The organism is Erythrobacter sp. (assembly GCF_011765465.1).
Taxonomy (GTDB): domain Bacteria; phylum Pseudomonadota; class Alphaproteobacteria; order Sphingomonadales; family Sphingomonadaceae; genus Erythrobacter.
On record NZ_CP050265.1, the window covers coordinates 1,378,263 to 1,404,303 of the forward strand.

16 protein-coding genes are annotated in these 26,041 nt (G+C 61.5%); 13 read left to right on the top strand and 3 right to left on the bottom strand.

The genetic code is table 11. The features are described from left to right. Positions 1-167: 167 nt before the first annotated feature. Positions 168-4,133 (bottom strand): MobA/MobL family protein, encoded by a 3,966-nt coding sequence (locus G9473_RS06570; protein WP_291137517.1) that lies wholly within the window; start codon positions 4,131-4,133, stop codon positions 168-170. Between the two features lie 1,403 nt (positions 4,134-5,536). Between G9473_RS06570 and G9473_RS06575 the strand changes: the two genes are divergently transcribed. The 6 genes from G9473_RS06575 to G9473_RS06600 all read left to right on the top strand — a co-directional run bounded on the left by G9473_RS06575 (position 5,537) and on the right by G9473_RS06600 (position 15,934). After that, positions 5,537-8,566, top strand: coding sequence for a BPTD_3080 family restriction endonuclease (locus tag G9473_RS06575; RefSeq protein ID WP_291137519.1), 3,030 nt, complete (start codon positions 5,537-5,539; stop codon positions 8,564-8,566). Then, a complete protein-coding gene (locus G9473_RS06580; protein WP_291137522.1) occupies positions 8,563-9,462 on the top strand; it encodes a hypothetical protein in 900 nt (299 codons plus the stop codon). The genes G9473_RS06575 and G9473_RS06580 overlap by 4 nt, the downstream gene beginning before the upstream one ends. Further along, positions 9,462-12,443 carry a site-specific DNA-methyltransferase gene (locus G9473_RS06585; protein ID WP_291137525.1) on the top strand — a complete coding sequence of 994 codons (2,982 nt, stop codon included), beginning with the start codon at positions 9,462-9,464 and terminating at the stop codon, positions 12,441-12,443. The genes G9473_RS06580 and G9473_RS06585 overlap by 1 nt, the downstream gene beginning before the upstream one ends. Positions 12,444-12,468: 25 nt before the next feature. Beyond that, complete coding sequence (locus tag G9473_RS06590; RefSeq protein ID WP_291137527.1) at positions 12,469-12,795, top strand: hypothetical protein; 327 nt, start codon at positions 12,469-12,471, stop codon at positions 12,793-12,795. Next, positions 12,792-14,957 carry a 3'-5' exonuclease gene (locus G9473_RS06595; protein ID WP_291137529.1) on the top strand — a complete coding sequence of 722 codons (2,166 nt, stop codon included), beginning with the start codon at positions 12,792-12,794 and terminating at the stop codon, positions 14,955-14,957. The genes G9473_RS06590 and G9473_RS06595 overlap by 4 nt, the downstream gene beginning before the upstream one ends. 194 nt (positions 14,958-15,151) lie before the next feature. After that, positions 15,152-15,934, top strand: coding sequence for an AlpA family transcriptional regulator (locus G9473_RS06600; protein WP_291137531.1), 783 nt, complete (start codon positions 15,152-15,154; stop codon positions 15,932-15,934). Here G9473_RS06600 and G9473_RS06605 read toward each other — a convergent pair. Next, on the bottom strand, positions 15,931-17,244 hold the full coding sequence (locus tag G9473_RS06605) for an integrase arm-type DNA-binding domain-containing protein (protein ID WP_291137533.1): 1,314 nt from the start codon (positions 17,242-17,244) through the stop codon (positions 15,931-15,933). The two genes, G9473_RS06600 and G9473_RS06605, sit on opposite strands and share 4 nt — an antisense overlap. 295 nt (positions 17,245-17,539) lie before the next feature. Then, entirely contained in the window at positions 17,540-17,998 is a 459-nt protein-coding gene (locus G9473_RS06610; protein WP_291137535.1) for a helix-turn-helix domain-containing protein, read from the bottom strand. Positions 17,999-18,430: 432 nt separating this feature from the next. On the opposite strand from G9473_RS06610, the gene G9473_RS06615 reads away from it, so the two are divergent. The 7 genes from G9473_RS06615 (at position 18,431) to G9473_RS06645 (ending at position 26,020) form a co-directional block, all read left to right on the top strand. Next, entirely contained in the window at positions 18,431-20,173 is a 1,743-nt protein-coding gene (locus G9473_RS06615) for an alginate export family protein (protein WP_291137537.1), read from the top strand. A gap of 115 nt (positions 20,174-20,288) precedes the next feature. Next, positions 20,289-21,239, top strand: a complete 951-nt coding sequence (locus G9473_RS06620) for an SDR family NAD(P)-dependent oxidoreductase (RefSeq protein ID WP_291137539.1) — start codon at positions 20,289-20,291, stop codon at positions 21,237-21,239. A 30-nt stretch (positions 21,240-21,269) separates the two neighbouring features. Next, on the top strand, positions 21,270-22,331 hold the full coding sequence (locus tag G9473_RS06625) for an SDR family NAD(P)-dependent oxidoreductase (RefSeq protein ID WP_291137542.1): 1,062 nt from the start codon (positions 21,270-21,272) through the stop codon (positions 22,329-22,331). A gap of 69 nt (positions 22,332-22,400) precedes the next feature. Continuing rightward, entirely contained in the window at positions 22,401-22,805 is a 405-nt protein-coding gene (locus tag G9473_RS06630) for a hypothetical protein (protein WP_291137544.1), read from the top strand. Between the two features lie 3 nt (positions 22,806-22,808). Continuing rightward, the gene (locus G9473_RS06635; protein ID WP_291137546.1) at positions 22,809-23,270 is read left to right on the top strand and encodes a hypothetical protein; all 462 of its coding nucleotides are present in this window, start codon (positions 22,809-22,811) and stop codon (positions 23,268-23,270) included. A gap of 15 nt (positions 23,271-23,285) precedes the next feature. After that, positions 23,286-24,647 (top strand): serine hydrolase, encoded by a 1,362-nt coding sequence (locus tag G9473_RS06640; protein WP_291137549.1) that lies wholly within the window; start codon positions 23,286-23,288, stop codon positions 24,645-24,647. Further along, entirely contained in the window at positions 24,644-26,020 is a 1,377-nt protein-coding gene (locus G9473_RS06645) for a mechanosensitive ion channel family protein (RefSeq protein WP_291137552.1), read from the top strand. The genes G9473_RS06640 and G9473_RS06645 overlap by 4 nt, the downstream gene beginning before the upstream one ends. The last annotated feature ends 21 nt before the right edge of the window (positions 26,021-26,041 follow it).

The window sequence follows — 26,041 nt, forward strand, 5'->3', positions numbered from 1 at the left end:
TGTGCAGCTTGCGGGCATAGGCCATCTGGCATCAGCACTGCACTGGGCGAGACGCAACTGACGGACTAGGTTCTAGATCAGCGCAGCGCCCGCTCTTGCCCTGCGTTCATTCCGGCTCCGTATATCTCTCTCCGGTGCACACTGGGAGATCAGCACGGCCGATTTACTCACCAACCAAAGTCAAATCCCGGTGGAGGCATTTGAGGACGCGAGTGCCGCGGCCGGCTCTCCGCCTCCTTGTTAGGAGACTCTGGTTTCGATTGGACGTTCCTAGCTTTCGCGGCGGCCTCCTTCTTGGCGACAATCTCCTCGCGCATGGCGTCGACCCTGCGTCTAACTTCCGCCAGGTGTGCGATCTCCTCCTTCGATTTGTTCGGCGACCCTTCACGGACGAGATCCGAGCGTCGAGATGGGCCTCGAGGGCTTTCAGGAAAGCTCCGGTCAGGCAGCGGACCTCGATCCGAGCAACCTCCTGTCGTCGCCTTCACCGCGGCCTTTCCGCCCTCGCCAAGTTGATCACCCGAGGGAGACCGCGGCCTCTCCTCGGTCCTTGGATCCTGACGCGATGCCACAAGCGAGGCCTCTGAGGGCAGCTGGGTCGGTGTTGGTTTCGCTCCACCGCGCTTCGCTTGCATTTCTGAGGGGCTGGACGCTCGCACATTCCCCGTCGACGGATCGGCGACTTCGCCAGTCGTCTTGGGCTTCTCAGAGTGGAGCCGCTCAAAGGCTTCTCCGACGCTGCGAAGCCTCTCGACCGCAGCCGTAGAGATTTTCCGCGACGATATCCCGTCCTTGACGACATTCGGGATGGCGGCATCGCCTCCGCTCTGACCGACACGATCTTGATCGACCGCATTGCGATTTGGTTCGGCGCGGACTGTGGTTTTTGGGGGCGAGCTGGCTTCCGCTGCCTCGGAGGGGGCGCCTTCAGTTCGAGCCACTATGGCACGCGACTTCCCGCCACCTTGTTGTGCTGCACGACTTTGCGGTTCGACCTGCGACAGCGGTGGCTCATTCGTGGGCGGCATCGGTCGTTCAACACCGTCACGCTTCTCCTGCACTGTCTCGGTAAGAAGGGGCCTCGCAGGCGGATTTGTTCCGCTAGGAGCATTCGCGCTTGCCATCGCTTGATCACCTGACTGCGGCGTGAAGGGTTGGTCGATGTGCACCGGACCGTTGCGCTCCCCTTCCTGCTTCGGACCAACTGCGGTTGGAGCATCGGCGGGAGCAGATTTCGGTATTGATCCCTGACCGTCGGCCGAAACGGTAGGACTTGGCTGGCGGTGCGAGGCTGGAACCGATCTGCCGCCTAGGTCCTTCTTGATCTCACTTCCGCCAGCGTGCGCTCCAGTTCGCGAATGCCCGCTCGCACGTTCCTGCTCGGCCTGCGCCTGATCCTGAGCAGGTGCTCCGGTCGAGGAGACTGTGGCGGATTTCGCGGTATCATGGGCGGTGGATACCAAGGACGGATTGGCTCTTGATAGAGACCAAATCTGTGCCCGCGCAGCCCGCTTCGCTGTGATGCCTTCGAGCCTCTTCTGCTCGTGATTGGTGAAGCCAACGATGCGCTCCGGCAAGCCGTGCCGCTGCGCCTCCTCCGGCGTGAGGACGGCGACTTTGACGGCCCGGCCATTCACAGTTTGGTCGGTGAGTTTGAATGCAGCCCCCGATTTCGCGAGCTTTCCGATGTGCTGGCTCGCCTCCCTCTTTCTAATAGCTTCCCGCTGAAGAAGGCGCTGGGCGCTAGACGTCTCTTTGGTAGAAGGAGGCTCGACTCCTTCCTGAGGCAGCTCGAGCTCGTGTGTATTGTGCTTCTCGCCGTTGCCAAGGCTGGTGGGCGGGGAGGTGGGCGCAACATCACGAGAAGCTGGCAGCGGGTTGGTCTTGGCACCCGCTCCGGCGTCAAGGTTGACGACGGATCGCGACGCAGTGTGGGCTCGGATGGTCTCAGCAGTCTCCTCTCTGGTCGTCGCGCGGACCTCACTCGCTTCACGCCTGAGGTTGTTTGAACTTTCCGGGCTTGCGACCGCAGTGACATCCGAAACTTCCGTAGGCTTCGCATAGGTATCCAGAGACTCATCGATGTCAAAGTCGAACACGCGTTCGCGACGCAAGCCCGCCTGCTTCTCGAGCGTCTCGACCTCTCGCTCGAGCTCGACGATCGCGCTCTTCGCATCGCGCTCGATATGATAGAGATCGCCGCCGAGAGTTTGCATCGCTACCAAGTGTTCGGCCGCATGATCTGCCTGGCGTTCGAAAGTCCGCAAACGGTCGCGATCGACTTTCTTCTTCCCGCCTTCGGCGATCATGAGATTGACGTTTCTTTGCTCAACCGCGGAAGGACGTGAGCCGAGGCGATCGATGATCTCCCTGGCGCTCCTTGCAACCCATTTGAGCTCGGCAATTTCTTTCCGACGCGCCGCCAGCGCATCGATCAAGGCCCACTGCTCTTGTCTGTCGGTAATCCTCACCCGGATAGTGCGCTTCTCTTCCTCGGTAACGTAGGTCTGCATCACGACTTGGACTTCCTCCAAATCGAGAGCGTCGCGGCGCGCTTTCCATTGATAGGATTCGTTCCGTGAGCCCTCTTTGGTTGGCAGACCGGACAGTTCCTCAGCTTGAAGAACCGCGCCGAGCTTCTCTCCCGCAATCTGTTCCCGTCCAGCTTCGGTATGCTTTAGCGGGTCTACACGGCGACGATGTCCAGCGCGCTCCAGCTCGGCGTTGGTGAGGTCGCATAGCTTCGCCCGCAAGCCGGGCACAAAATCCTCCCTCGTAACCGAACGATCCTTTCTGCGTCGAAAGGGATGCTTTTCGATGCGCGTTCGATTTTTGTAGGTGTGGGTATAGGCCACCTCGAAGTCCCACTTGCCGATCTGAGCTTGGACCGCAGGATCGGCGAGCGCGAGCCTCATCATCTCGACTTTGTTGGCCGGAATTTTGCCGTTCGAATCTTCCGTGATGAAGTGGCTTGCAGCGGTGCCGTCGAACCTCGCTACGGGCCGGTCGTGAGCTACAAGGTGGAAATGCCAATTGCGATCGTGGTTTTCAGGACCCGGAGCATGGATCACGCCGATGTATGGCAAGCCCCGCTTCTCGAATTCTTCGCAGACACCTTTGACGATGCGCACTCTCGCCTCAGGGGAAACGTCATGGGGAAGTTCACCAACCAGCCGGATTTGACAGGTGCCGCTTTTCCCGGGATCGAAACAGACGCCCGAGCTGTCCATTTGCCGTTTCTGCCTCGCCTTCTTTTTTCGGTCGTCGCGCCATCCCATCTTTCCGATCACGCCAGCGAGAAGATACGCCTCAGCATCCTCGACGACCAGCGATCCATTGTGGACGCGCGGTGCCCAGCGTTCCAGCTCCCCGCCCTTGACCAATTCGCGCCGGATTTTTTGCATCGTGCCTGACGGGTGATTGAGGTCCAGCGTGAGTGAGGGTCGACGATCCAATCGCTCGAGCTCAGCGAGCTTTTTGAACACATCGACACGGTCGGCCTGATCGCCACGGATGTTCGTGAAGATGGACGTGCCCGATGCGGACTGCGACGGAGAGCCGACCGCTCCTGGTCGCTCATTGTATTCGATCATCGTGTCGATGGGAGCCGGAGCAAATTTCCTGAGGGCTTCGACCGACTCGACTTGAGCTTCAGCTCGCTCGATATATTCAACGTGTGCGTGCGGTGAGACCTTATGTCCACTGTCACTGGGAAGCCCCAACTCAAGCTGGGCCTTGTCGATCGCCTCGAACGCGAAGTGGATGGCGGTCGACCCTTTAGAGTTCACCGGCCGGCCTGGACGCGTAATCGGCTGGTTGTAGCGAATCTTCGGCACGTGCCCCGCGTCGTCGATCCAGATTTTGATGACGCGCGTCCGGCGCTTTTCGAGCCCGCCCACCTTGCCAGTGATGTGGCTGTCATCGCCGACCTTGCGTGTATGCGGATCGGCCTTCCCGATGAGGCCATTCATGCTTGCGCGTGCTTTCGCAACATCGTTCCCGTGCCGCTCGATATGGGCACGAACCTCTTTTACCGAGAGGGGCGGCAGGTTCCGACTGTCATCGGCGAATTGTTCAAGAGCCGAAAGTCGTCTCTTGAGTTCACCAACAGTCTGTCCGCCCTTCTTTTCCATGACACAAATTGTCTCATAATCAGAAGGATCGTGGGAAGATGCAAAATCGCGATTTTTAGTTGCAAGTCCTCAAGTGAAACCTATTCGGCACTTCATCCAAGGCGCGATGAGCGCCGCACCGGATACCTCTTTGGTATCCGGCCAAAGCAGGCCTTCGTGCCGGTTCAGGCATAAGTGTGTGCTGCCAACGGCTGCCCACACTTATGCGATGTTGCGCCAAGTTCCTGGATTCATGGCTATCGGGAGCGATCGAGGGAGTAGGCCCCGTTTTCGGCGGTGACGCGAACGTCCATTATGAGACTTCATCCGCGTTTCGCCACGTAGCCGCGAGATGAGGCCTGAAATGCGCCATCAGCCCGTATGGCACTCCATGCGGGCATAGCGAGGGTGACGCGCAGATCTTGCCATCCGTGCTGCTTGAAAACCTTGGAAATTCGGGCTTTTTGCTCGTCTATGGCACCTTATGCACGATTTGCCGCGGCGCCGGATCTCCGCCATCTGGAAGTCCCAAACGCCACTTTAGGCGTGCTTATGGCGGTTGTGCAGCAGGATGGGCAAATCCACCTCAATATTGATGGTTTATGGCGGTAGTGCAGGGTTTGGACACTGAAAAAACCTAGGAAATTCAACGCCGCCAGAGCCTTATGTAAGTAGCGCAGCCTTTGGACACACGAGCGTGATACGGCCGATTTCTCGTGTCGGACGAAAAATCGTGCCAACATACGGCTGTTGGCAAGCGTTTATGGCGGTAGTGCAGCCTTCGGACACTCCTGCGGCTTTGGTCACACCGGCGTTTTTGCCGAGCGCGAGCGGCTGATTTCGGCCCTTCGAAAGGGCAAAAGAGCCGGCCACAAGCAAACTTATGTGAATTGCGCGGCGGCATGGCCCATTCTGCCCCGAAAATCGCCGGTTATGTGACTATTGCAGCCCTGTCACGCTCTTGAAAATATGTTCAATTCGAGCGTTTAGTAATTTTATGTGACTATTGCAGCCGTGTCACGCTCTGGGGAGAAAGGAAGATTTGAGTGCTGGGTCAAACAATGGCTACAAATGCGTCCGTCAGTCCGCGTATGAATAGCTAGTGCAGCCCTTGGACAGGGCGGCAGATGGCGCTGACCATGAGTATTCACCACGCAGAGTCGTTGTTCGAGCGGGTCGTTGGAGCGGGTTTGTGCCTCACGATTCACCTGCGGACACGCTCAGCCAAGCGTCGCAGCAATAGGCGCTCGACTCTGCACAGAGAGGGATTCGAAACGACGATCCGCCACTTCCTCACGCGGAAAAGAATTCGATATCGAACGTCGTTCTGAGGGAGAATTGGCCTGGCGAGCATTGCCGAAACGCGCGAACAGATGGCATATCAAAGGCCTGTGATTCAGACTGAATCTGAAGAGGGGGGACGCGTGGCTGAGGCCTTTTTCGAGAGCCCGATATTGAATTCGCCGTATGCGCGGCCGGACCGCCATTGGGAGCTGGACCCGAACGGGCAACCCACCGGAGCGATCCTCGAAGGGCGTCGACGGAGCGACCTTACGTCGCCGATTCCGAAGGCTCGAGCCTCCCGAAAGAAGGCTGACAGCCAGGCCGAATTCTTCGCCGACGAAGCCGGGGACGTCTACGATCCCACCGAGATCATCAATGGGATCAGGCAGGCTGTAGACGCTTGGCGCGAGCTTCCGGAGAGCCAGTGGCAAGTCACACCGACGACGGCTCGCTTGCTCCGGCACTGGCGGTCTGGCGATATGCCTCTGCCCCCATTCTTCTGTCAGATCGAGGCAGTCGAAACCGTCATCTGGCTGACCGAAGTGGCCGGCAAACCTGCCCACAAGGGGCGCAAGGCGAAGCTCGCAACAGCGCAGCGTTATTGGGAGCATCTCTTCGCTGCGAATGAGGCGTCCAACCCAGATCTGGTGCGCCTGGCGCTCAAACTCGCGACTGGCGCGGGCAAGACAACCGTGATGGCGATGCTCATTGCCTGGCATACTTTGAACGCTGTTCGGCACCCCAATGCGGAGAAGTTCTCGAAGGGATTCTTGATCGTCGCGCCGGGCATCACGATCAAGGACAGGCTCCGTGTTCTGCAACCGAATGACGCCGAAAGCTATTATAGCACGCGCCAGATCGTGCCGGACGATATGCTGCGCGATCTCGGCCAGGCAAAGATCGTCATCACCAACTATCACGCCTTCAAGAAGAAGGACGAGCTGAGCCTGAACAAGGTCCAGCAGGCGGCGCTTGCCACCTCCTCCAAACCGGAAAGCGATGGCGCGATGCTGCGCCGCGTGGCTGGTCCCTTGATGGGCATGAAGAACGTGGTGGTGCTCAACGATGAGGCCCATCATTGCTACCGCGAACGGCCCTTGAGCGAAGAAGAAAAGAAGGAGCTGAAAGGCGAACTCAAGGAAGAAGCGGACAAGGCAAACGAAGCTGCGCGGCTATGGATTTCGGGCCTTGAGGCCCTGAAGCGCGTGCTCGGCATCAACATGGTTTATGACCTGTCGGCCACCCCGTTCTTTCTGAAAGGATCGGGCTATCGCGAGGGTTCGCTATTCGGCTGGGTGATGAGCGATTTCTCGCTCATGGATGCGATCGAATGCGGCATCGTGAAGCTCCCGCGTGTGCCGATCATGGACAATGTCGAAGGCGGCGACACGCCGATGTTCCGCAACCTGTGGGAGCACATCGGCAAGAAGCTCCCCAAGAAGGGGCGGGGCAAAAGCGGCTTCGACGATCCGCAGAAGCTGCCCAACGAGCTACTCTCGGCGATCGATGCGCTCTACGGGCACTACGAGAAGACCTTCGACCTGTGGAAGGCCAATAACCTCGGCGTCGAGCCCGTCTTCATCGTGGTTTGCAACAACACCGCGACGTCGAAACTCGTTCACGATTACATCGCAGGATACCACGTCGAGAACAAGGATGGCGGCCAGGAACTGATGGCCGGCAAGTGCAATCTGTTCCGCAATTTCGACCCGGACGGCATTGCCCTTCCGAAGATGCGGACGCTGCTCATCGACAGCCACCAACTGGAAAGCGGCGAAGCGGTCAGCACCGATTTCAAGGCTGCAGCAGCGGATGAAATTGAGCGGTTCCGCGAGGAAATCGTTCAGCGCGAGGGTTACGGTGCGGCTGACAAGCTTACGGACGAAACGATCCTGCGCGAGGTGATGAACACCGTCGGACGGCCCGGGAAACTCGGCGAATCCATTCGCTGCGTCGTGTCGGTTTCGATGCTTACTGAAGGCTGGGACACGAACACCGTGACGCACGTGCTCGGGGTTCGTGCGTTCGGAACCCAGCTGCTTTGCGAGCAGGTGATCGGACGCGCGCTGCGGCGTGTTTCCTACCAGAAGAACTCCGAGGGCAAGTTCGACGTCGAATACGCGGACATCTTCGGCATTCCGTTCGACTTCACCGCGCAGCCCGTAAACGCCAAGATCAAGCCTCCCCCGCCGATGGTCCGCGTCGAGGCGGTCAGCCCGGAACGCGACCAATCGGAGATCCGGTTTCCGCGCGTCGAGGGCTATCGCACCGAGCTTCCGCGCGACACGCTTTCGGCGGAGTTCAGCGAAGACTCGACGCTCGAACTCACCCCCGATCTTGTCGGAGCCACCGAGACGATCCAGTCCGGCATTATCGGTGAACAGGCCGAGATGACGCTCGAGCATTTGGCCGATACACGGCCTGCAACCATCCAGTTCAAGCTGGCCGACCGCATCGTCCGTCGTCGTCTCACGGAGGACGGTGAGGTGCCGAATGCGGCGCTGATCATGGAGATGCGCAAGATCGTCCGGCGCTGGATGGCAGATCATCTCGTCTGCAAGGGCAACACCCAGCCGGCCCAATTGCTCTACCACGAAATCGCGGACCGCGCCGCCGACCGCATCATGGCTGCGATCACCCGCGGGTCGGTCGGCGGAAACCGGGTTCTGGCCATGCTCGACCCCTACAACCGTGAAGGCTCCACCCGTCACGTTGGCTTCAACACCAGCCAGGACCGCTATGCGACGGGTCCGAAATGCCACGTCAATTACGCCGTCACCGACAGCGATTGGGAGACCGAATTCTGCCGCGTTGCCGACAGTCACGAAAGGGTTCTTGCATGGGTGAAGAACCATAATCTTGGCTTCGAAGTGCCCTACCGGTCGGCTGGCGAGGCGCGCCGCTACCGGCCCGATTTCATCCTGCGCATCGACGATGGGCGAGGAGCCGAAGACCCGCTCAACCTTGTGGTCGAGATCAAGGGCTTCCGTGGCGAGGACGCGAAAGACAAAGCCGAGACCATGCGCACCTACTGGGTCCCGGGCGTGAACAACCTCGGCACAATGGGGCGCTGGGCCTTCGCCGAGTTCACGGACAAGTGGACGATACAGAGCGAGTTCGAGGCTTTGGTTCGCCTGTGGATCGATAAAGCCGAAGAGGCAGCGGCATGAAGCAGACAAACGAGAATCTCGCGTCGGACAAAGCCACGATGGCTCTGATGCGCTGGCTCGTGGCGGCCGCGCTAGACAACTCCTTCCTGACGTATGGAGAGGCTAAGGATCGCTTGGAGAAGGAAGTAGGTTTCGAACGAATAGCTCGCGCAGGTCGCACTGGCTTAACGGCGGGGACGATGATTGATCGCCTTCTCGAAATTGATCCGACCGCCCCGCTCTTGAACGTCCTCCTCGTGGAACGTGCGACCGAACTGCCAAGCGACGGTGCTGGCTCATATCTCGCTAAAAGATTCAACGAACCGCGATTGAGGCGAGAAAACGCGAAAGGACGATACCCGAAGCTGTGGAGGCGCGCCTTCGATGCTGCTGCCGGTCAGGTCTACAGCACAAGCGAGGAAGAGTGGCAGCAGCTTTTTGAAGCGGCATTCGGGCAGGCACTCGACCCGCAGCAGATCGAGCGCGACCGTGGTCACCGAAAGCAGGGCGCAGAAGATGACGGTTTGCGATATTCGAGGAAAGGCGAAGGTCCCAACCACAAGGCACTGCGTTTGTGGGTCTGCGAGAACCCCGGTGCCGTCAAGCGTCGCTTCGCAGGTGCCACTGCTGAAACCGAGGTCATCCTCGACTCGGCGGACCGAGTAGATGTCGTGTTGAACCTTAAGGATGAAGTGATCGCGGTCGAGGTGAAATCGCGTGATTCCAACTTGATCGACCTGCGGCGTGGGGTCTTTCAGTGTATCAAATATCGGGCTGTCCTCGATGCAATGGACATTCGAGATTCCGACAAGGTTTCAGCAATGCTCGTCTACGAAGGAAATCTGCCGGCTGAAATTAAGACCATGCTGAAATTTCACGGCATTGCTTGGTTTGAAGCCCCACAGGATCGCACATAATGGCCAAGAAACCCCTCACCGTCGACACGCTCACCCATGACGAGGCGACGCGGAAGAATGCGCCCACGGCGGAGCTTGAGACCTTTCTCGAGGAAGCGGTCAAGCGGCCGATCGAGGTCGCCTATGAGCGGCGCAATCGCGATCTCGATCCGCAGCTCGTCTGGCGGGGGAAGGACGTGGCGGACTGGTCGGACCTCGTGGTCGAGGCGCCGCCGCTCTACATTCAGGAGAAGATCCACCCCAAGGCGCTGATCGAGGATCTCAAGCGGTCCTCGAACCGCGCCGATGCAGGCGATGCGCCCGATCTCTTCGCCGATTTCAACGGCGTCGATCCGGAGGCGCGGACCGAGTTCTACGCGCATGACCAGCACTGGTCGAACCGCATGATCCTGGGCGACGGCCTCAAGGTGATGGCATCGCTGGCCGAGCGCGAGGGGCTGAAGGGCCAGGTGCAGTGCATCTATATCGACCCGCCCTATGGCATCAAGTTCAACTCCAACTTCCAGTGGTCCACCACCAGCCGCGACGTGAAGGACGGCAAGGCCGATCACCTGACGCGCGAGCCGGAGCAGGTGAAGGCGTTCCGCGACACCTGGCGCGACGGCATCCACTCCTACCTCACCTACCTGCGCGACCGGCTGACGGTGGCGCGCGACCTGTTGACCGAGAGCGGGAGCGTCTTCGTCCAGATCGGCGACGAGAACGTGCACCGGGTGCGTGCGCTGATGGACGAGGTGTTTGGCGAGGAGAATTTCTGTTCCGAAATTACTTTCGTGAAGAATAGCGGTCAGACAAGCGGGCTACTTTCCGGAAACTACGACATCCTGATTTGGTTCGCCAAGGATAAGGAAAAAGTGAAATTCCGCCGTCCTCTCGTTGAAAAGGTAGTCGGTGGAGAGTTTGGCGGACGTTACAACAAAGCTTATCTACCCGGTGGCGTGGAACAGTCACTCTCGACTGAAGAGCGCGCCGACCCGTCCGGTTTGCCCGACGACTGGCGCCTTTACACGGAGCAACCGTGCCTATCGCATGGCTTCAACCCGAACACGACTGTTGAGTTCTATCTGAACAAGCGGCGTTACCACCCAGGGCAAAAGCGCCAATGGAAATGCACTATCGCTGGGATGGAACGTCTATCGAAGAGCGACCGGCTGATCGGACTCCCAAAGATGATCTATTATCGCCGATTTATCGACGACTACCCCGCGTTCGCAATTGGCAATAACTGGAATGACACCCAAGACCGCTTGGCGAAGGACTATGTGGTTCAGACTGTTCCTCTTGTCGTCCAACGCTGCATCCTGATGGCCACCGATCCCGGCGATCTGGTGCTCGATCCCACCTGCGGTTCGGGCACCACTGCCTATGTTGCCGAGCAGTGGGGGCGGCGGTGGATCACGATCGACACGAGCCGGGTCGCGCTCGCGCTCGCCCGGGCGCGGATCATGGGCGCCCGCTATCCGTGGTATCTCCTCGCTGACAGCCGCGAAGGCCAGCTGAAAGAGGCTGAGATCACCCGCTCGCCCCCGCGCGACACGCCGACGCAGGGCCGCGTGCGGCAGGGCTTCGTCTACAAGCGCGTGCCGCACATCACCTTGAAGAGCATCGCCAACAATGCCGAGATCGACACGATCTGGGAGGAGTTTCAGGAGAAGCTCGAACCGCTGCGCGCGAAGATCAACGCGCTGCGCGGCCGCGATGGCTCCGACCCCGACCTGCCGCCTTTCGAGGAATGGACCATGCCGCGCGAACCCGGCTCGCCCTGGCCCGAAAAGGCCGCTCAGGCCCTCGAAAAGGCGCGCAGCGAGCGGGCGAGCGAGGCGACGCGGACCAAGTGGCTGGCCACGCTCAACGCCGAACTGGGCCGTGACTACACACTCGAGACCCTGCCCGAACACGCCGTCGATCCTTGGAACGATCCCGAGTGTGAGAAGCTTCACGCTGAGTGGTGGGAATTGCGGATCGCGCGGCAGAAGGAGATCGACGCCAGCATCGCGGCGAAGGCGGACACCGAATATCTCTACGACCAGCCCTATGAGGACAAGTCGCGGGTGCGGGTCGCGGGGCCGTTCACGGTCGAAAGCCTCTCCCCCCACCGCGTGCCCGCGGTCGATGTCGACGACAGCCTGTTCGACGAGGTCGAGGCTGCCGAGGGTCGCGCGAAGAAGGGCGGGAGCGGAGAGCGCGCCGACTTCGCCGAGATGGTGCTCGAGAACCTCAAACGCTCCGGCGTCCAGCAGCGCGCGCGCGACGACAAGCTGGTGTTCGAGACGATGAAGCTGTGGCCAGGCGAGAGCATCCTCGCCGAAGGCACGGTGCGCCAGAAATCGCTGACCGAGGCGGAAGAGGAAGAGGCGAGCGATGCGGGACCGACGCGCCGCGCCGCGATCTTTGTCGGCCCCGAATACGGAACGGTCTCCCGCCCTGCCCTGACCGCAGCGGCGCGCGAGGCAATGGATGCGGGCTTCGACCTGCTGATCGCGGCGGCCTTCAACTTCGATGCCCATGCGGGCGAGCTGACAAAGATGGGTCCGCTGACCGTGCTGCAGGCGCGGATCAATCCCGACCTGCACATGCCCGACCTCGCCAATACGGGCGCGGGCAACCTCTTCACCGTGTTCGGCGATCCCGACATCGTTGTGCACGACGAGGGCGACGATATGGTTAGCATCGAGGTGCTCGGCGTCGACATGTATAAGGGCGGCCAGATCGAAAGCGGCGATGCCGACGACATCGCGGTGTGGTTCATCGATACCGACTACAACTACGAAAGCTTCTTCGTGCGCCACGCGTATTTCCCCGGCGCGAACGATCCCTACAAGGCGCTGAAAACGACTTTGAAAGCAGAGATCGATAGCGAGGCGTGGGACTCGCTCAACCGGACGCGCTCACGCCCGTTTGAACGGCCGAAGGACGGGCGCGTGGCGGTTAAGGTGGTGAACCACCTTGGCGATGAGGTGATGAAGGTGCTGGAGGTTTAGGATGTCGAGCGGTGAGAGTGGGAAAATGATCGATTTGCTCACTGAGCTCGTGGAAGAGATCCGCGGGCTACGGAAGGATTTCGATGATTTCACAGGCTGCAATGTGGACAGCATGGACGCCATTGCAGACCGGATCGTCGAAGGTATCACCGGTCAATCGGAGGGTGGCGGCGGCGCTGACCTGGGCGACCTCTATAGGCGTCTAGAGGCAATAGAAGAGGATATCGGCAGGACACGAGGATTCGATCCTGATACGATCACAGGTCGTTCAAATTTAGGCAAATTCGGGAAGGACTTGGAGGATATCCATACCGCAATCGTTGAGTTAACATTAACGATTAGAGGGCAATGAGCCTCCTCTACGCCTCAACCTTCGCCGACGCTCTCGGCAAGCTCACCCATCAGGAGCAGAAGCAAGTCAAGATCACGACGGTCGACCTGCTGATGGACCCAAAAGGCTCGGGCCTCAGCCTCGAACGCCTGACCCGCGCAGCCGATGACAAGATCTGGTCGGCGCGTGTCTCTCGCGATCTGCGGATCATCATGCGGCGCGACGGCGAGGATACGCTGCTCGCCTATGTCGGCCACCATGACGACGCCTATGGCTGGGCCGAACGAAGGAAATTCTTGAAGCACGAGCGCACAGGCTCGATGCAGATCGTCGAGGTGATCGAGAAGACCGGCGGCGAGGACGGACACTTCGACTGGTCGGCGGGAAGGCAGACCGAGGAGCCGACGTCGACCGACAAGGTCCAGCCCTTCTGGGCGCTGAGCGAGGACGACCTGTTGGACGTGGGCGTGCCGCGCGAATGGCTCGATGCGGTGCGGGAGATGGCGGAGGAAGACCTCGATCGCCTGTTCGACCACCTTCCAGCGGAAGCGGCCGAGGCGCTTTACGACTTCGCGACTGGCGGGAGCCTGGAGGACCACAAGAAGCTCTTGTCACGTGCTTCCGTCTCATTTGCAGAAGAAGTTGGACACTCAGGTTCCAAGGATGCGCTCGCCTTTGGTTTTGTGAAGCACATGTCGGAAGGCTCTGACACTTCAGCCTACACGCATCCGGACGCCCGGCGTCGCTTCCGCGTTATCGAGAACGTCGAAGAATTGATCGCGGCGCTCGATGCGCCCTTCGAGAAATGGGCGGTGTTCCTTCACCCGGCCCAGCGCGCGCTGGTCGAGAAGCGGGCGACCGGTCCGACCCGCGTGACCGGCTCGGCCGGCACGGGGAAGACCATCGTCGCGCTCCACCGCGCCGTCCACCTTGCGCGATTGTCCGAAGACGCCCGAGTGCTGCTGACGACCTTTTCGCAGCCCCTTTCCGACGCGCTCGAACGCAAGCTCGAGCTGCTAACGGAAGCTTTGCCTCAAGTGCGAGAGCGGATTGCCGTCAAGCCGATCGATGCAGCCGCGATCGCGATCTATTCCGCACGCTTTGGAAAGCCGGTAATCGCCGATGACGACCTCATCTCCAAAGCCATCGAGACTGCCTGCGAACAAGGACTAGGTGGCGACCTGTCGAAGGAATTTCTCGCCGAGGAATGGTCCGAAATCGTCGATGCGTGGGGCGTGGAGGATGCGGAAACCTATGCCAAGCTCCCTCGGGTCGGTCGGAGAACGAGGCTCGGTCCGAAACAGCGCGAAGCCGCGTGGGCAGTCTTCGAACACCTCCTCGCCTATTTAGGCGACAACAATCTCGTGACGCCGTCGATGATCTACCGACGACTGGCGGACGATCCGACCGAGATGCCTTTCGACCACGTCGTGGTCGACGAGGCACAGGATCTGACGGTTGCCCAAGTCGGATTTCTCGGATCGCTCGCAGGGGTTCGAGCCGACGCGGTGTTCCTCGCCGGAGACATCGGCCAGCGCATCTTCCGCTTGCCTTTCAGTTGGACAAGGCTCGGCCTCGACATCCGTGGTCGGAGCCATTCGCTCAAGGTCAACTACCGCACCTCGCACCAGATACGCGCGACCGCCGACAAGCTGCTCCCACCCTCGATCACCGACATGGACGGGGTTGAGGAAGGGCGCCGGGGGACGGTCTCTGTGTTCGATGGGCCGGAGCCCCAACTCATCATGGCGGGCGATGAGGAAGAGGAACGGCGCATGGTTTCGAGTTGGCTGGCCGACTGTCTTTCGACCGGGATCAAGCCGATCGAGATCGGCATCCTTGTTCGAAGCGATGAGCAGATTGATCGTGCGCGCAGGATCATCGGAGAAGTCAACGCCGATCAGGGCAGCGAGAAGGTTCAGATTGCGACGATGCATGGCGCGAAGGGTCTCGAGTTCAGGGCCGTCGCTGTCGTCGCCTGCGATGAGGATGTCCTACCGGATCAGCAACGAATGGCCAGTATCGGCGACATCAACGAGCTCGAAACGGCTTATGAGACAGAGCGGCACCTGCTCTATGTTGCGTGCACGAGGGCCCGTGACAGGCTGCTTGTGAGTTGCGTCTCGCCAGGCTCAGAGTTCCTTGATGATCTCAGGCCTAAGCCCAGACCATCGACTCCGTAAGAAGGGCTAATGCGTCAACTCGACGATGGAATCCTGCGGACGTCGACATAGCCTGCGGCACGTGCAAAGCGACAGTTAGCCACCCAGAACGCATTACAGCTCGACTACGCATCCATGGGTAATCATGCTTCTATCGAGCAAGAATTTCTGGGATACTCTCGACGAAACAACATGAAGGAAGGTGGTAAGCTTCGATGCCGACGAGACCGTGGGCTGCGTATGCTGTCCAGGAACCGATCGTTTCTGCTGGACGATGCTCGCTGATCGAAGCTTTCGGCGATCTCGTCCGCTGCCAAGCTGGCTTCCAGCCGCATGAACTTCCGGAGATATTTGAAGCTCCGACCGATGAGGGCGAGAACGATGTTTGCCGGCGCTTAGTCCAGCTCGACGCAGCGTTCCTTACCAAGCAGTTTGTCTTGGGCAAAATCGCCACTTTCGCGCGTCCGATAGGTGGAGGCGAAACCGTCGCCATTCCCCCTGAGCATTGGGAAATCGACGACCCCCTTCCGCGGTTCGCGACCGGGACTTACAACGCCGCTGATTGGGCGAACGTGCAAGCACCACAAAGTCATCGGATCTTCGTCGATACAGCGCGCTTCGAGGAATGGCTCGCCGGCTTGAAGCCACCCGGCCCGCTCAATGATCGCGAATTGGATGAGGCGCTCGACCCTCAATTACGCGCTTCCCAAGCGGTCGCAGCGCGGAGGGTCAAAGCTGTCCTTGAGCCCCAAACGAAACGAGCCGAGCCTGATGCCGCGTTAAGCCTATCACAGTCGCTTACGGCTGGAGACGAATTGCTCACGCTGCCGCAGGTCGAGGCACTCATCAAACTCAAACGCAGTTCCATCTATGCCAAGATCGAAAGTGACGGCTTCCCGCAAAACATCCTGCTCGGCGGCAGGGCTGTTTGGAAGAAAAGCGCCGTCCTGGCCTGGGTCGAGGAAAAAGCGGCACGGGGCCGCAAGCCAATAGATTAGCGCCGCTTGCGACGAGGGCTGTCGATGATTTCTTCAGGAGGGAGCGCGCCTTCCATGATCATATCCGCCCATCGCTGTGCCAACTCCCGCCGACGGTCCATGTAGCGGGCCCGGTTGTAGCGCAGTTCGGTCGCGCTCATTCCGGCGGGTGTATGCGCCAGCATGAGATCGATGATAAGACGGTCGGCGAGCAGCCTTAAGTCGGTTCCCAGTTCCCGTTCGCCCTGCTCATTCATGATCGTCGAGAAACTCGAGCGCCAGCCATGCGGCACATGGCGCCCCTTGTATCCCTCGCGATTGTAGAGATAGCCGATCGCATTCTCGGTCATGGGTGCCGTTCCGCTACGGGCATTGGGAAAGACATAAGGTGCACGACCCGTAAGCAGCCGGACGGCTCGCAGCGTTTCGACCGCCTGCCGTGACAGCGGGATCTTGTGCTCGAATGCCTCGTCGCTTCGCAGTCGTAGCTCTTGCTTGATCTTCTCTGCCGGGACGGTCCACATCGCTTCCCCGACCGGCTCCCCGGGTTCTCCCCAGTCAACGCCGCTGATCTCGCCCCATTCCATGTGCCGGACCATGCCAGGGCGTTGGGCCGTGAGAGCCAGGAAGCGGGCTCCCAGCCGCGTAACTGGTGAGGCCCCCGCTCGATCAATGTCGCCAAGCATGATTTTGATGGCATCGACTTCGAGGAGGGCAGGATACCGCTTTGACGGCGGCAAAGGCGCGAGTGCGTCATTGATGTCGATGGCCGGGTTTTCGAGCTTAGCCCCGTGTGCATTGACATATTTGTAGACCGACGCGACGCGCTGTTTGATCCTGCGGGCCGTTTCGATCGCACCGCGCGCCTCGATCTTCTTCAGCACCGACAACAGGAGCGGCTTGTCGATTTCATCCATCGGCATGTTGCCGAGATGCGGGAAGATGTCGCGTTCGAGACTGGTGATGACATCATTTGCATGGACCGGCTTCCACGACGGCAATCGCTTCGCGTGCCACTCACGGGCTGCGTCCTCAAACGTGCTGAACCTCCCGTTGTCTCCAACGAGCTTTGCACGTTTGGCTGCATGACGTGGATCTCGACCATCGCGCAGCAACTTCCTGGCGTCATTGCGCTTCTCGCGTGCTTCGGCCAGCGAGACCTCCGGATAGGCGCCAAGGGTCAGAAGCTGTTCCTTGCCATCGTAGCGAAACTTGAAACGCCAGCTTTTGTGATTCTTGGGGCTGACATGAAGGAACAGACCGTTGCTGTCCGAAATTTTGTAAGCCTTTTCCTTGGGCGCGGCTGCGCGCACTGCCTTGTCCGTAAGCATCCAATACCCCCAACCGTGAGAAAACGTTACCCCCGATCTACCCCTAGCTGCGTTTGGCTAGGGTCGGATTGGGTTGGAAAGGATAAGAGGAAAAATCGCGCTTTTGTAAAGGCTTTGAAGCCCATTCGGAGCAGTTTGGACAGCTCTGGACGGGAAGCTGGCGGAGCAGGAGGGACTCGAACCCCCGACACGCGGATTATGATTCAAGTGGGAATGAAGGCATAGACGTGTCTACGTGGTTGCCGCAGGTGATTGCTTTGCCGGATAGCGCCTGCCGCGCGACGCCGACCATACTTCATTCGGCAGCGACACGGCCTTGGCCGCCTTGCTCCTCGATGACTCGACACAGCGCGGTCAGGTAGTCGAGCGAGAACTGCGTCATCGGCTCAAGTTCCTGTGTGCCGCTCTCGGTCACTTTCCAGTATCCGCCCGCTCCCCGTTCGATCCATCCGCGTGCATGAAGACGCTCCGCCTTGCGCCTCACGGTTTCGCGGGGGATCCCGGTGATCTGGGCGATCGAGTGCGTGTTGAGCGGGACGTCGAACCCCTTGGGCCGCGTCATGTTGACGAATACTTCATAGCTCAGATCAGGAGGCACGCGGTCGCGCGGGAGCGCTGCCGAGCCGATCACCGCCATGATAAGCGCCGCGTCGAGATCCCCGCCGAAAGCCGCTCGCAAGCGGCTCATCAGGACGATCAGGGCATCGACATGGACCGGCCAGATCTGTCCGAAGCGTTCTTCTGCCGTCTTCATATTACCCTCTCCCGCACGAAGCTTACGCGATGCGCCCAATTTGGGCAATCTACGGATTGCAAGCTGCCGGGCAGATCGTTGATTTGTCGTCAGGGATTTTGCCGGGCGGAGGGCATCTTGAAACACGATCAATCTGGCCGGGGCACCGTGACCGGTGGCCCGGCTGTCGCACCGGCTCCTGCGGCACCCGGCAAGACCCCGACCTTTCAGAATGTCTCGCCGCGTGCGAATGGCAGGCATCGCGCAGCAACTCTTGCTCCCTCTTCATGGCAGCTCGAATTCCGTTTCATGCCCGGCGCCCGTTTCGAGGCACGCACCGTCGAGGCTGCTTCGGTTCAAGCCGGGCTGCCGGGCGTCGGTCTCTCAAGCGATGGGACCGACGCCGCCAGCCCTTGTGCGCCTGCAGCGCGAGCCGCCGGAAGCGAGCGGCCGGTGGCCCGGCGGCGCACCGGGCTCGCGCTGCGAGCCGCGCTCGCCGGACTGCTCGCTTTCGTTCCCGCAATGCCCGGCGCGGTGCTTTCTGCGCAGAACGTGGCAGGCACCGACCCTTACACCAACGAGGTGATCGAGACGGTCCAGATCCGGATCGCCAACCCTTCTCAAGACGAGGCGCTCAACGATCGTATCGAAGACGGCGTCCGGCGCGCCGTGTCGGTGTTCCCGGGCGAGCGGTTCTCGCAGCAGAAACTCGATTTCCAGCTCGCCCAGGCCCGCCGTATCCGCGATGTCGGCGGGCTGAAATACGATATCGAGCCGGCCGCGACCGGCGGTCTCAACATCATCGTCGAAGTCACGATCGGCGAAACCGCGGCGCCCGAGGGGCGCGGCATGGCTTTCGGCGGAAAGTTCCCGACCCTTTACGAAAAGGACGGGACCTATGTCCGCTTCAAGCTCGACCTGTTCGGGCTCTACTATTCGAACAACAACGCCTGGTATGGCGAGCCCGACCAGTTGCTCGCGGGCAATCCTCTCGTCGCCGGGGAGCCGGCGGGCGAAGGCTATGACGACTGGGTCGAAGCCTATGCCCATTACGGCATCTACGGGATCACGCCTCTCAACGAGGGGACCTATGTCTATGCCGGGGTCAGCGCGATCACGGCAGCCTCGGTCGGGCAGGAGCTGTTCAGCGACGAAAGCCGCAGCTTTACGGGGATCGAAGACGCCTATGTCGGGATCGTCGGCGGGAACACGGACGAGGACGGCAACCGGTTCTCCTACAATGTCACCGCCGGCCGGCAGCGCTTCACCCTTGCGAACGGGTTCCTGATCGCGAACACCGCCGCCAACGGATCGGACCGGGCCGCGCTTCAGGCGAACGCGCGCTGGGCCTCCGACTTCCTCGGCCTGGCGCGGCTGCGCTGGAACAACACGATGCTCGAGGTCTTCTACCTCGATCCGGACGAGCTGCCGATCGTGGATTCGCGGACGAGCTATGCGGGCGTCAATCTCGAGTTCCAGCCTAGCGCGAACCTGACCGTCGGAACGAGCTTCGTCACGTCGCCTGAATCGGACTTCAACTATTTCTCGCCCGTCGGAGGCATCGCGGGCACGCGCGAAGGGCTGCGGGTCTATGATGCGCGCTTCAATTATGTCCCCAATGGTCCCGGCGCACAGGGCCCGTTCTTCGGCGGGGAGATCGCGTTCCAGGACAACGCCAATTTCGACATGAGCGCCCATGCCGGGTGGGCCGAGGTCGGTTACAGCTTCCCGCGCGCGAAATGGTCTCCGGCTATCAGCTACCGGGTCTCCAAGTTCAGCGGCGACGATCCCGACACCGCCACTTTCGAACGATGGGATCCGATGCTTTCCGGCGGGACGGGCGAACAGTGGGTGCAGGGCGCGAACCACTTCAAGGTGGTGCAGAACAGCAATGTCATCGCCCACCGCATCCAGGGCCGCCTGCGGCCGATGCGGATGATCGAACTCGTCCCGCAATTATGGGCTTTCCGTGCCGACAGCCTGAACAATATCGGCGGCAATCCGGCGCTCACGTTCCTCAGCGACAAGGAATACGGATACGAAGCGAACATGACCGCGAAATGGTTCGCGAGCCGCAATCTCTATGTCCACGGCCACGTCGCCTACACCTGGCCCGGCGATGCGGTCGAAGCGGCCCTGGCCGGAGCCGAGAAGGGCTGGCTCAGCACCATGCTGTTCGTGCGTTACGCGTTCTGAGGAGGGGGCGATGGACAGGCGCGATCTTCTCAAGTCGGCAGGCGGGATCGCGGGGGGCGCGGTTCTTTCAGGGATCGCGGCGGCGCCCGCGTCCGGGAAAGGCACTCCTGATGCGATGACGAGCGGCCCTTATGGCGAACCCTGGCCCGACGGCGAGAGCGCGGTTCCGGGGCGCTGCGACATCGCCCCCCTGTCCGAAGATTACTTCACCCCCGGCCGGTTCGCGGGAAAGACCGTGCTGGTCACCGGCTGCGCGCGCGGCATGGGCCGGGGCGCCGCGTTCAGGCTGGCGCGCGAAGGGGCAAATGTCGTCGGCGTCGACTGGCTCGAGGAGGAAGGCCGCGCGACGATGGCCGAGATCGCGCGGGAAGGCCACGCGACCCGCTTCGTCGCCGGGGACGTCGGCGAGGATAGCACCTGCCGGCGCATGGTCGAGGTCGCGGTCGAAGCCTTCGGCGGGCTCGATGCCGCGCTCAACAATGCGGGCGTGATGGACGGTGTCTTTTCAGGCGAGCCGATCGATTACGCCGCGCAGAAAGACCTCATCTTCGCCCCGCTCCACGAAGCGACCGAGCGCTACTGGGACAATGTCTTCCAGACCAATGTCAAGGGCGTGTTCTTCTCGATGCGGCACGAACTGCGCCGGATGCTGGCCCAGGGGCGCGGCGGCGCGATCCTGAATGTCGCTTCGATTGCAGGTCTGACCGGCCTCCCGGGGAACCCGGCCTACGTCGCCTCGAAGCACGCGGTGAACGGCATGACCAAGAACGCGGCGATCGATTACGCGCCATATGGGATCCGGGTGAACTCGGTGAACATGGCGGCGACCGATACGGACATGATCGCGCGCGCCGGGGCGCTGGTCGCCGCGCAGAACCGCAGCGGGGCGCCCAATCCGGGGATGGGACGGATCAAGATCCAGAGCACGCTTGCCTATGCCGACCGGGAGCACCGCCCGGCCACCATCGCCGAGCAGGTCAGCATGATGTGCCTCCTGCTTTCGCCCGAGGCGGGCAACATCACCGGCGCCACGCACGCCACGGATGGCGGCTGGACCGCTTATTGAGCCGGGATCGGATCGGACAGGAGGAGTGACATGAAAAGAAGGGACATGCTCAAGACGCTCGGGATCGCGACGGTCGCAAGCGGGACGGGCGGCATCATGCTGACCGAAGCCGAGGCTGCGGAACTGAACGATGCGCTCAACATCGCGCTCGACGAATACGCCTTTCCCTGGGACCCCGCCGACCCCGACGTGCCGGGCAGGATGAACATCGCGCGCGTTCCCGACGATTATTTCATGCCCGGCCGGTTCGCTGGCAAGAACGTCATCGTCACCGGCTGCGCGCGCGGGATGGGGGCCGACGCGGCGCGGCGGCTTGCGCGGGAAGGCGCCAATGTCGTCGGCCTCGACATTCTCGAGGAACTCGGCGCGGAAACGATCGAATCGATCCGGGCCGAGGGCCTGAACGCGGCTTTCGTCCCCGGCGACATCACCAGGGATTCCGACTGCGAGCGGATGGTCAGCTACTGCGTCGAGACCTATGGCAGCCTCGATGCGGCGATCAACAATGCAGGCGTGATGGACGCGCTGCATCCCGACGAGGAGATCGACTACCCCAACCAGCGCGACCGGCTCATGGCGCGCATCCACGAAGCGGGCGATCCCTACTGGAACCGCGTGATGGAGGTGAATGTCACGGGCACCTTCTATTCGATGCGCCACGAACTGCGGCAGATGATGAAGCAGAACACCGGCGGTTCGATCGTCAACATCGCGTCGGTCGCGGGCATTCGCGGTTTCGGCGGGACACCGCCCTATGTCGCTTCCAAGCACGCGGTGCAGGGCCTCACCAAGAACGCGGCGATCGATTACGCGCCTTACGGGATCCGGGTGAATTCGACCGGCATGGGCACGACGATCACTCCGATGTTCAAGCGCGCCTTCGAGATCATCCGCCAGCGGATCGGCACCGGGTTCAAGGACTCGGGCATCTCGCTCGCCAAGATCGAGAGCCTCCTGCAGTACAGCGACCAGAACAAGATGGGTTCGACCTCGGCCGAACAGGTCGCGATCATGCTCTTCCTGCTCTCGCCCGAGGCATCGAACATCACCGGGGCGACCTACAATACCGACGGCGGGTTCTCGGTCTACTAGTCGGGCAACCGCAGACCTCTTTTGGAAACGCGCATCCATCGAACACACGGCATGATGAAAGGTCACGACATGAACAAGTTTCTCACGGCCGGCATAGCCAGTCTCGGGCTCCTCGCCCTCAACGCCCCCTCGGCCGCCGCACAGACCGCCTATGCGCCCGCGGAGATGCAGCAGGGCGTCGACGACCGCGACGAGCTGGAGGCGCGGATCGACAACGGGCTCAAGAATTTCGGATACATCGCCGGGCTGTCGCGCGGCTGCGTCGCAGAGGATCAGCAGGTCGCCTTCGAACGCGACGTGCTCGAGATCAATGCGTCGATCGCACGCCTCCTCGGCGTCGACCGCGCGTTCCTGTTCTCCTCCGCATTCGGCTACGGCACCAGCGTCGAGATCGAGCGGGAGAACTGCGCCGAAGTCCTGAGCCAGTACGAGACCCGGTCGGCCAAGTATCGCAGCGCAGTGGAAGGAGCCTGAACCATGCAGGCGAAAATCGCCGGCGCATTCGCCGCCATCACGCTCCTCGCCCTCGCCGCTCCGCACGAGGCCAACGCGCAGGCGCGCGGAAGCTGGGAGATCAGGGAGGAAATCCGCGAAGCCAACCGCGAGGTCGCCCGCGAACGGCGCGAAGCGGCGCGCGAGATCATGCGCTGCAAGACCCGCAAATGCGCCGAACGCGAGTATCGCGAGGCCAATCGCGAAGTCGCCCGCGAACGGCGCGAGGCAAGGCGCGAAGTCAGCCGGGAAATCCGCGAGGAATATTACGACCGGTTCTATCGCGGCAATGGCCGCTGGTATCGCGACGGACGATACTGGGGGAGGAACGACTACCTTCGGCGCTATTACCGGCGCCGCGACAATGACGGGGCCGACGTGCTGAAAGGCGCGCTGGTCGGCGCGGCTGTCGTGGGCGTGATCGCCGCGATCACCGACGACGATTGATCCCATACCGAAAGGATGATGATGCCCAGGTTCGCCAATCTTCCCAAGCTCGGCCCCAGGCTCGGTATCGTCGCGGCGATTGCCGCCGCGCTCGCCCTGCCTGCCGCCGCGCAGCAGGGCCAGCCGCCCCTTTCGGCGCAGGAATCCGACCCGCGCGTGATGGGCTGGATGGAGGGCTTTCCGCCGCCCGCGGACAAGATCATCACCCAGCCGGATTCGGTCTATTTCAGCTTCCCGCGCCTGCGCTGGTCGGTCTGCCACCTGCGCGAGTTCCTGCCGACCGAACAGATCAGCCGCGGGACCGGCGCGCCCTCGCCGCTCGCCTATCCCTCGCCCGCCGAATTCGCCGAGGAACGCGCGCAGATCGACGCACTCACGTTCATGCCGATAAATGCGAGCGAGCCGATGACGTGGGAGCAATCGCTCTACGCCAATTACACCGACGGGATGCTAATCCTGCACAAGGGCGAGGTCGTCTACGAACGCTATTTCGGCTGTCTCGAGGAAGACGGAAAGCACGCGGCGATGTCGATGACGAAATCGGTGACGGGCCTGCTTGCCCAGATCCTCGTCGCCGAGGGCAAGCTCGACGAGACGAAGCTCGTGCGCGAGATCATCCCGGAAATCGGTTCGAGCGCCTTTGCCAATGCGACCGTCAGGCAGGTCATGGACATGACTACGGGGGTCAAGTATTCCGAGGATTATTCGGACCCAAACGCCGACATCTGGCTCTATTCGAGGGCGGCGAGCCCGCTGCCCAAGCCTGCCGATTACGAGGGGCCGGACGGCTATTGGGAGTATCTCCAGCAGGTCGAGCCCGAAGGTCGCCACGGCGACAGCTTCCATTACAAGACGATCAATTCCGACATGCTCGGCTGGATCATCTCGCGTGTGAGCGGGAAATCGGTGACCGAACTTGCTTCGGAGCGCCTGTGGAAACCGATGGGGGCCGAACAGGATGCCTACCAGACGGTCGACGGCAAGGGCGTTCCGTTTGCGGGCGGCGGCATTTCGGCGGGACTGCGCGATCTCGGTCGGCTCGGCCTGCTGATGCTCAACAAGGGTGAGGCGAATGGCGAGCGGCTGTTCCCCGCCTCTGTCGCGGAGCGGATCGCGAAAGGCGGTGACCGTTCGAAATTCGCCGGTTTCCCGACCATTCCGGGCGGCAGCTACACCAGCCAGTGGTGGGTGTTCCATAACGAGCACGGCGCCTATGCGGCACGCGGGGTCCATGGGCAGACGATCTATGTCGATCCGACCGCCGAGATGGTGCTGGTGCGCTTCGCCTCCTTCCCCGCCGCGCAGAACGGGCGGATCGATCCGACCTCGCTGCCCGCCTACCAGGCGGTGGCGGAATACCTGATGAGCAAGGAATGAGGCTCCACAAAGGCATGATGACGCGTCGATTGCTGGCCTTGATGGCGGGCCTGTGGCTCGCTTTGCTGCCCGGAACCGCGTTCTCCCAGGAAGCCGTGGAAGCGCCCCCCGAGACGGTTGGGGCCGAGGCCGAGGCCGAGGCCGATGCAGACGCGGGCGAGCCGTCCTCGGCTGTCCCCGATCGCGTAACCGATCCGTCCGTGACCATAGAGGAACTTTCGCACCTGCTTATCCCTCTGACCAAGGAGGAACTGGCACAGGTCACCGACGCATGGCTCGCCAATGTGCGCGCCGCCACGCAGGAGATCGCCGATGTGCAGGCCGATATCGCCCGCAACCCGGCCGAAAAGGGCGATCCCCGCTTCGAACGCCTGGTCGATCTGGTCGGAAAACGCGCCGCCTTGCTGACCCGGTTCACGATGGCGATCGATTCCTTCGAGCGGAAGGGCGGCGACGAAGCCCGCGTCGCGGACCTGCGCGCCTATCGCAAGGCCGTGCTGTTCGAGGAAACTTCGCAGGCCAGCACCACCGCGCTCGTCGGCTCTTTCATCACCTGGCTCGGCCGCGCAGACGGCGGGATCGCGGTGCTGGTGCGGATCGGCATCGCTCTCGGCGCGCTTGCCGGGATCGTGCTCGTCGCCCGGATCGCGCGGGGTATCGTCCACGTCTGGCTCGGCCGGTTTTCGAAACTGTCGAAACTGCTTCAGGGTTTCATCGCCGCGGCGTTCTTCTGGCTGTTCATCGTCATCGGCCTTCTGGTGGTCCTCGCCTCGGTCGACATCGATGTGACCCCGCTTTTCGCTGTTATCGGCGGGGCTTCGTTCATTCTTGCCTTCGCCTTCCAGGACACGCTCGGCAATCTGGCGAGCGGGCTGATGATCCTCGTCAACCAGCCCTTCGATGAAGGCGACTATATCGATGTCGGCGGGGTAAGCGGGACGGTGAAGGATGTGAGCATCGTCGCCACCACCATCGCCACTCTCGACAACAAGATCATCATCGTGCCCAATCGCAATGTCTGGGGCAACGTGATCGTCAACGCCTCGGTCAGCGACGTGCGGCGGGTCGATCTCGTCTTCGGCGCATCGTATGACGACCCGATCCAGGAAGTGCTCGACACGATCAACGACATCGTCGCGGCGCACCCGAAAATCCTCGCGGAGCCCGCACCGCAGGTGGCGGCGAACGAGCTGGCCGCCAGCTCGGTCAACTATGTCTGCCGTCCGTGGGTGCGGGCCGAGGATTTCATGGATGTCTACTGGGACCTGACCCGGCAGGTTAAGGAGGCCTTCGACAAGCGCGGCCTTTCCATGCCTTTCCCGCAGCAGGACGTGCATATAAGATCAGCCCAGCCCGCGCCGCAAGGCGGCTGAGGTCGCGCGGCCCGGCGACCG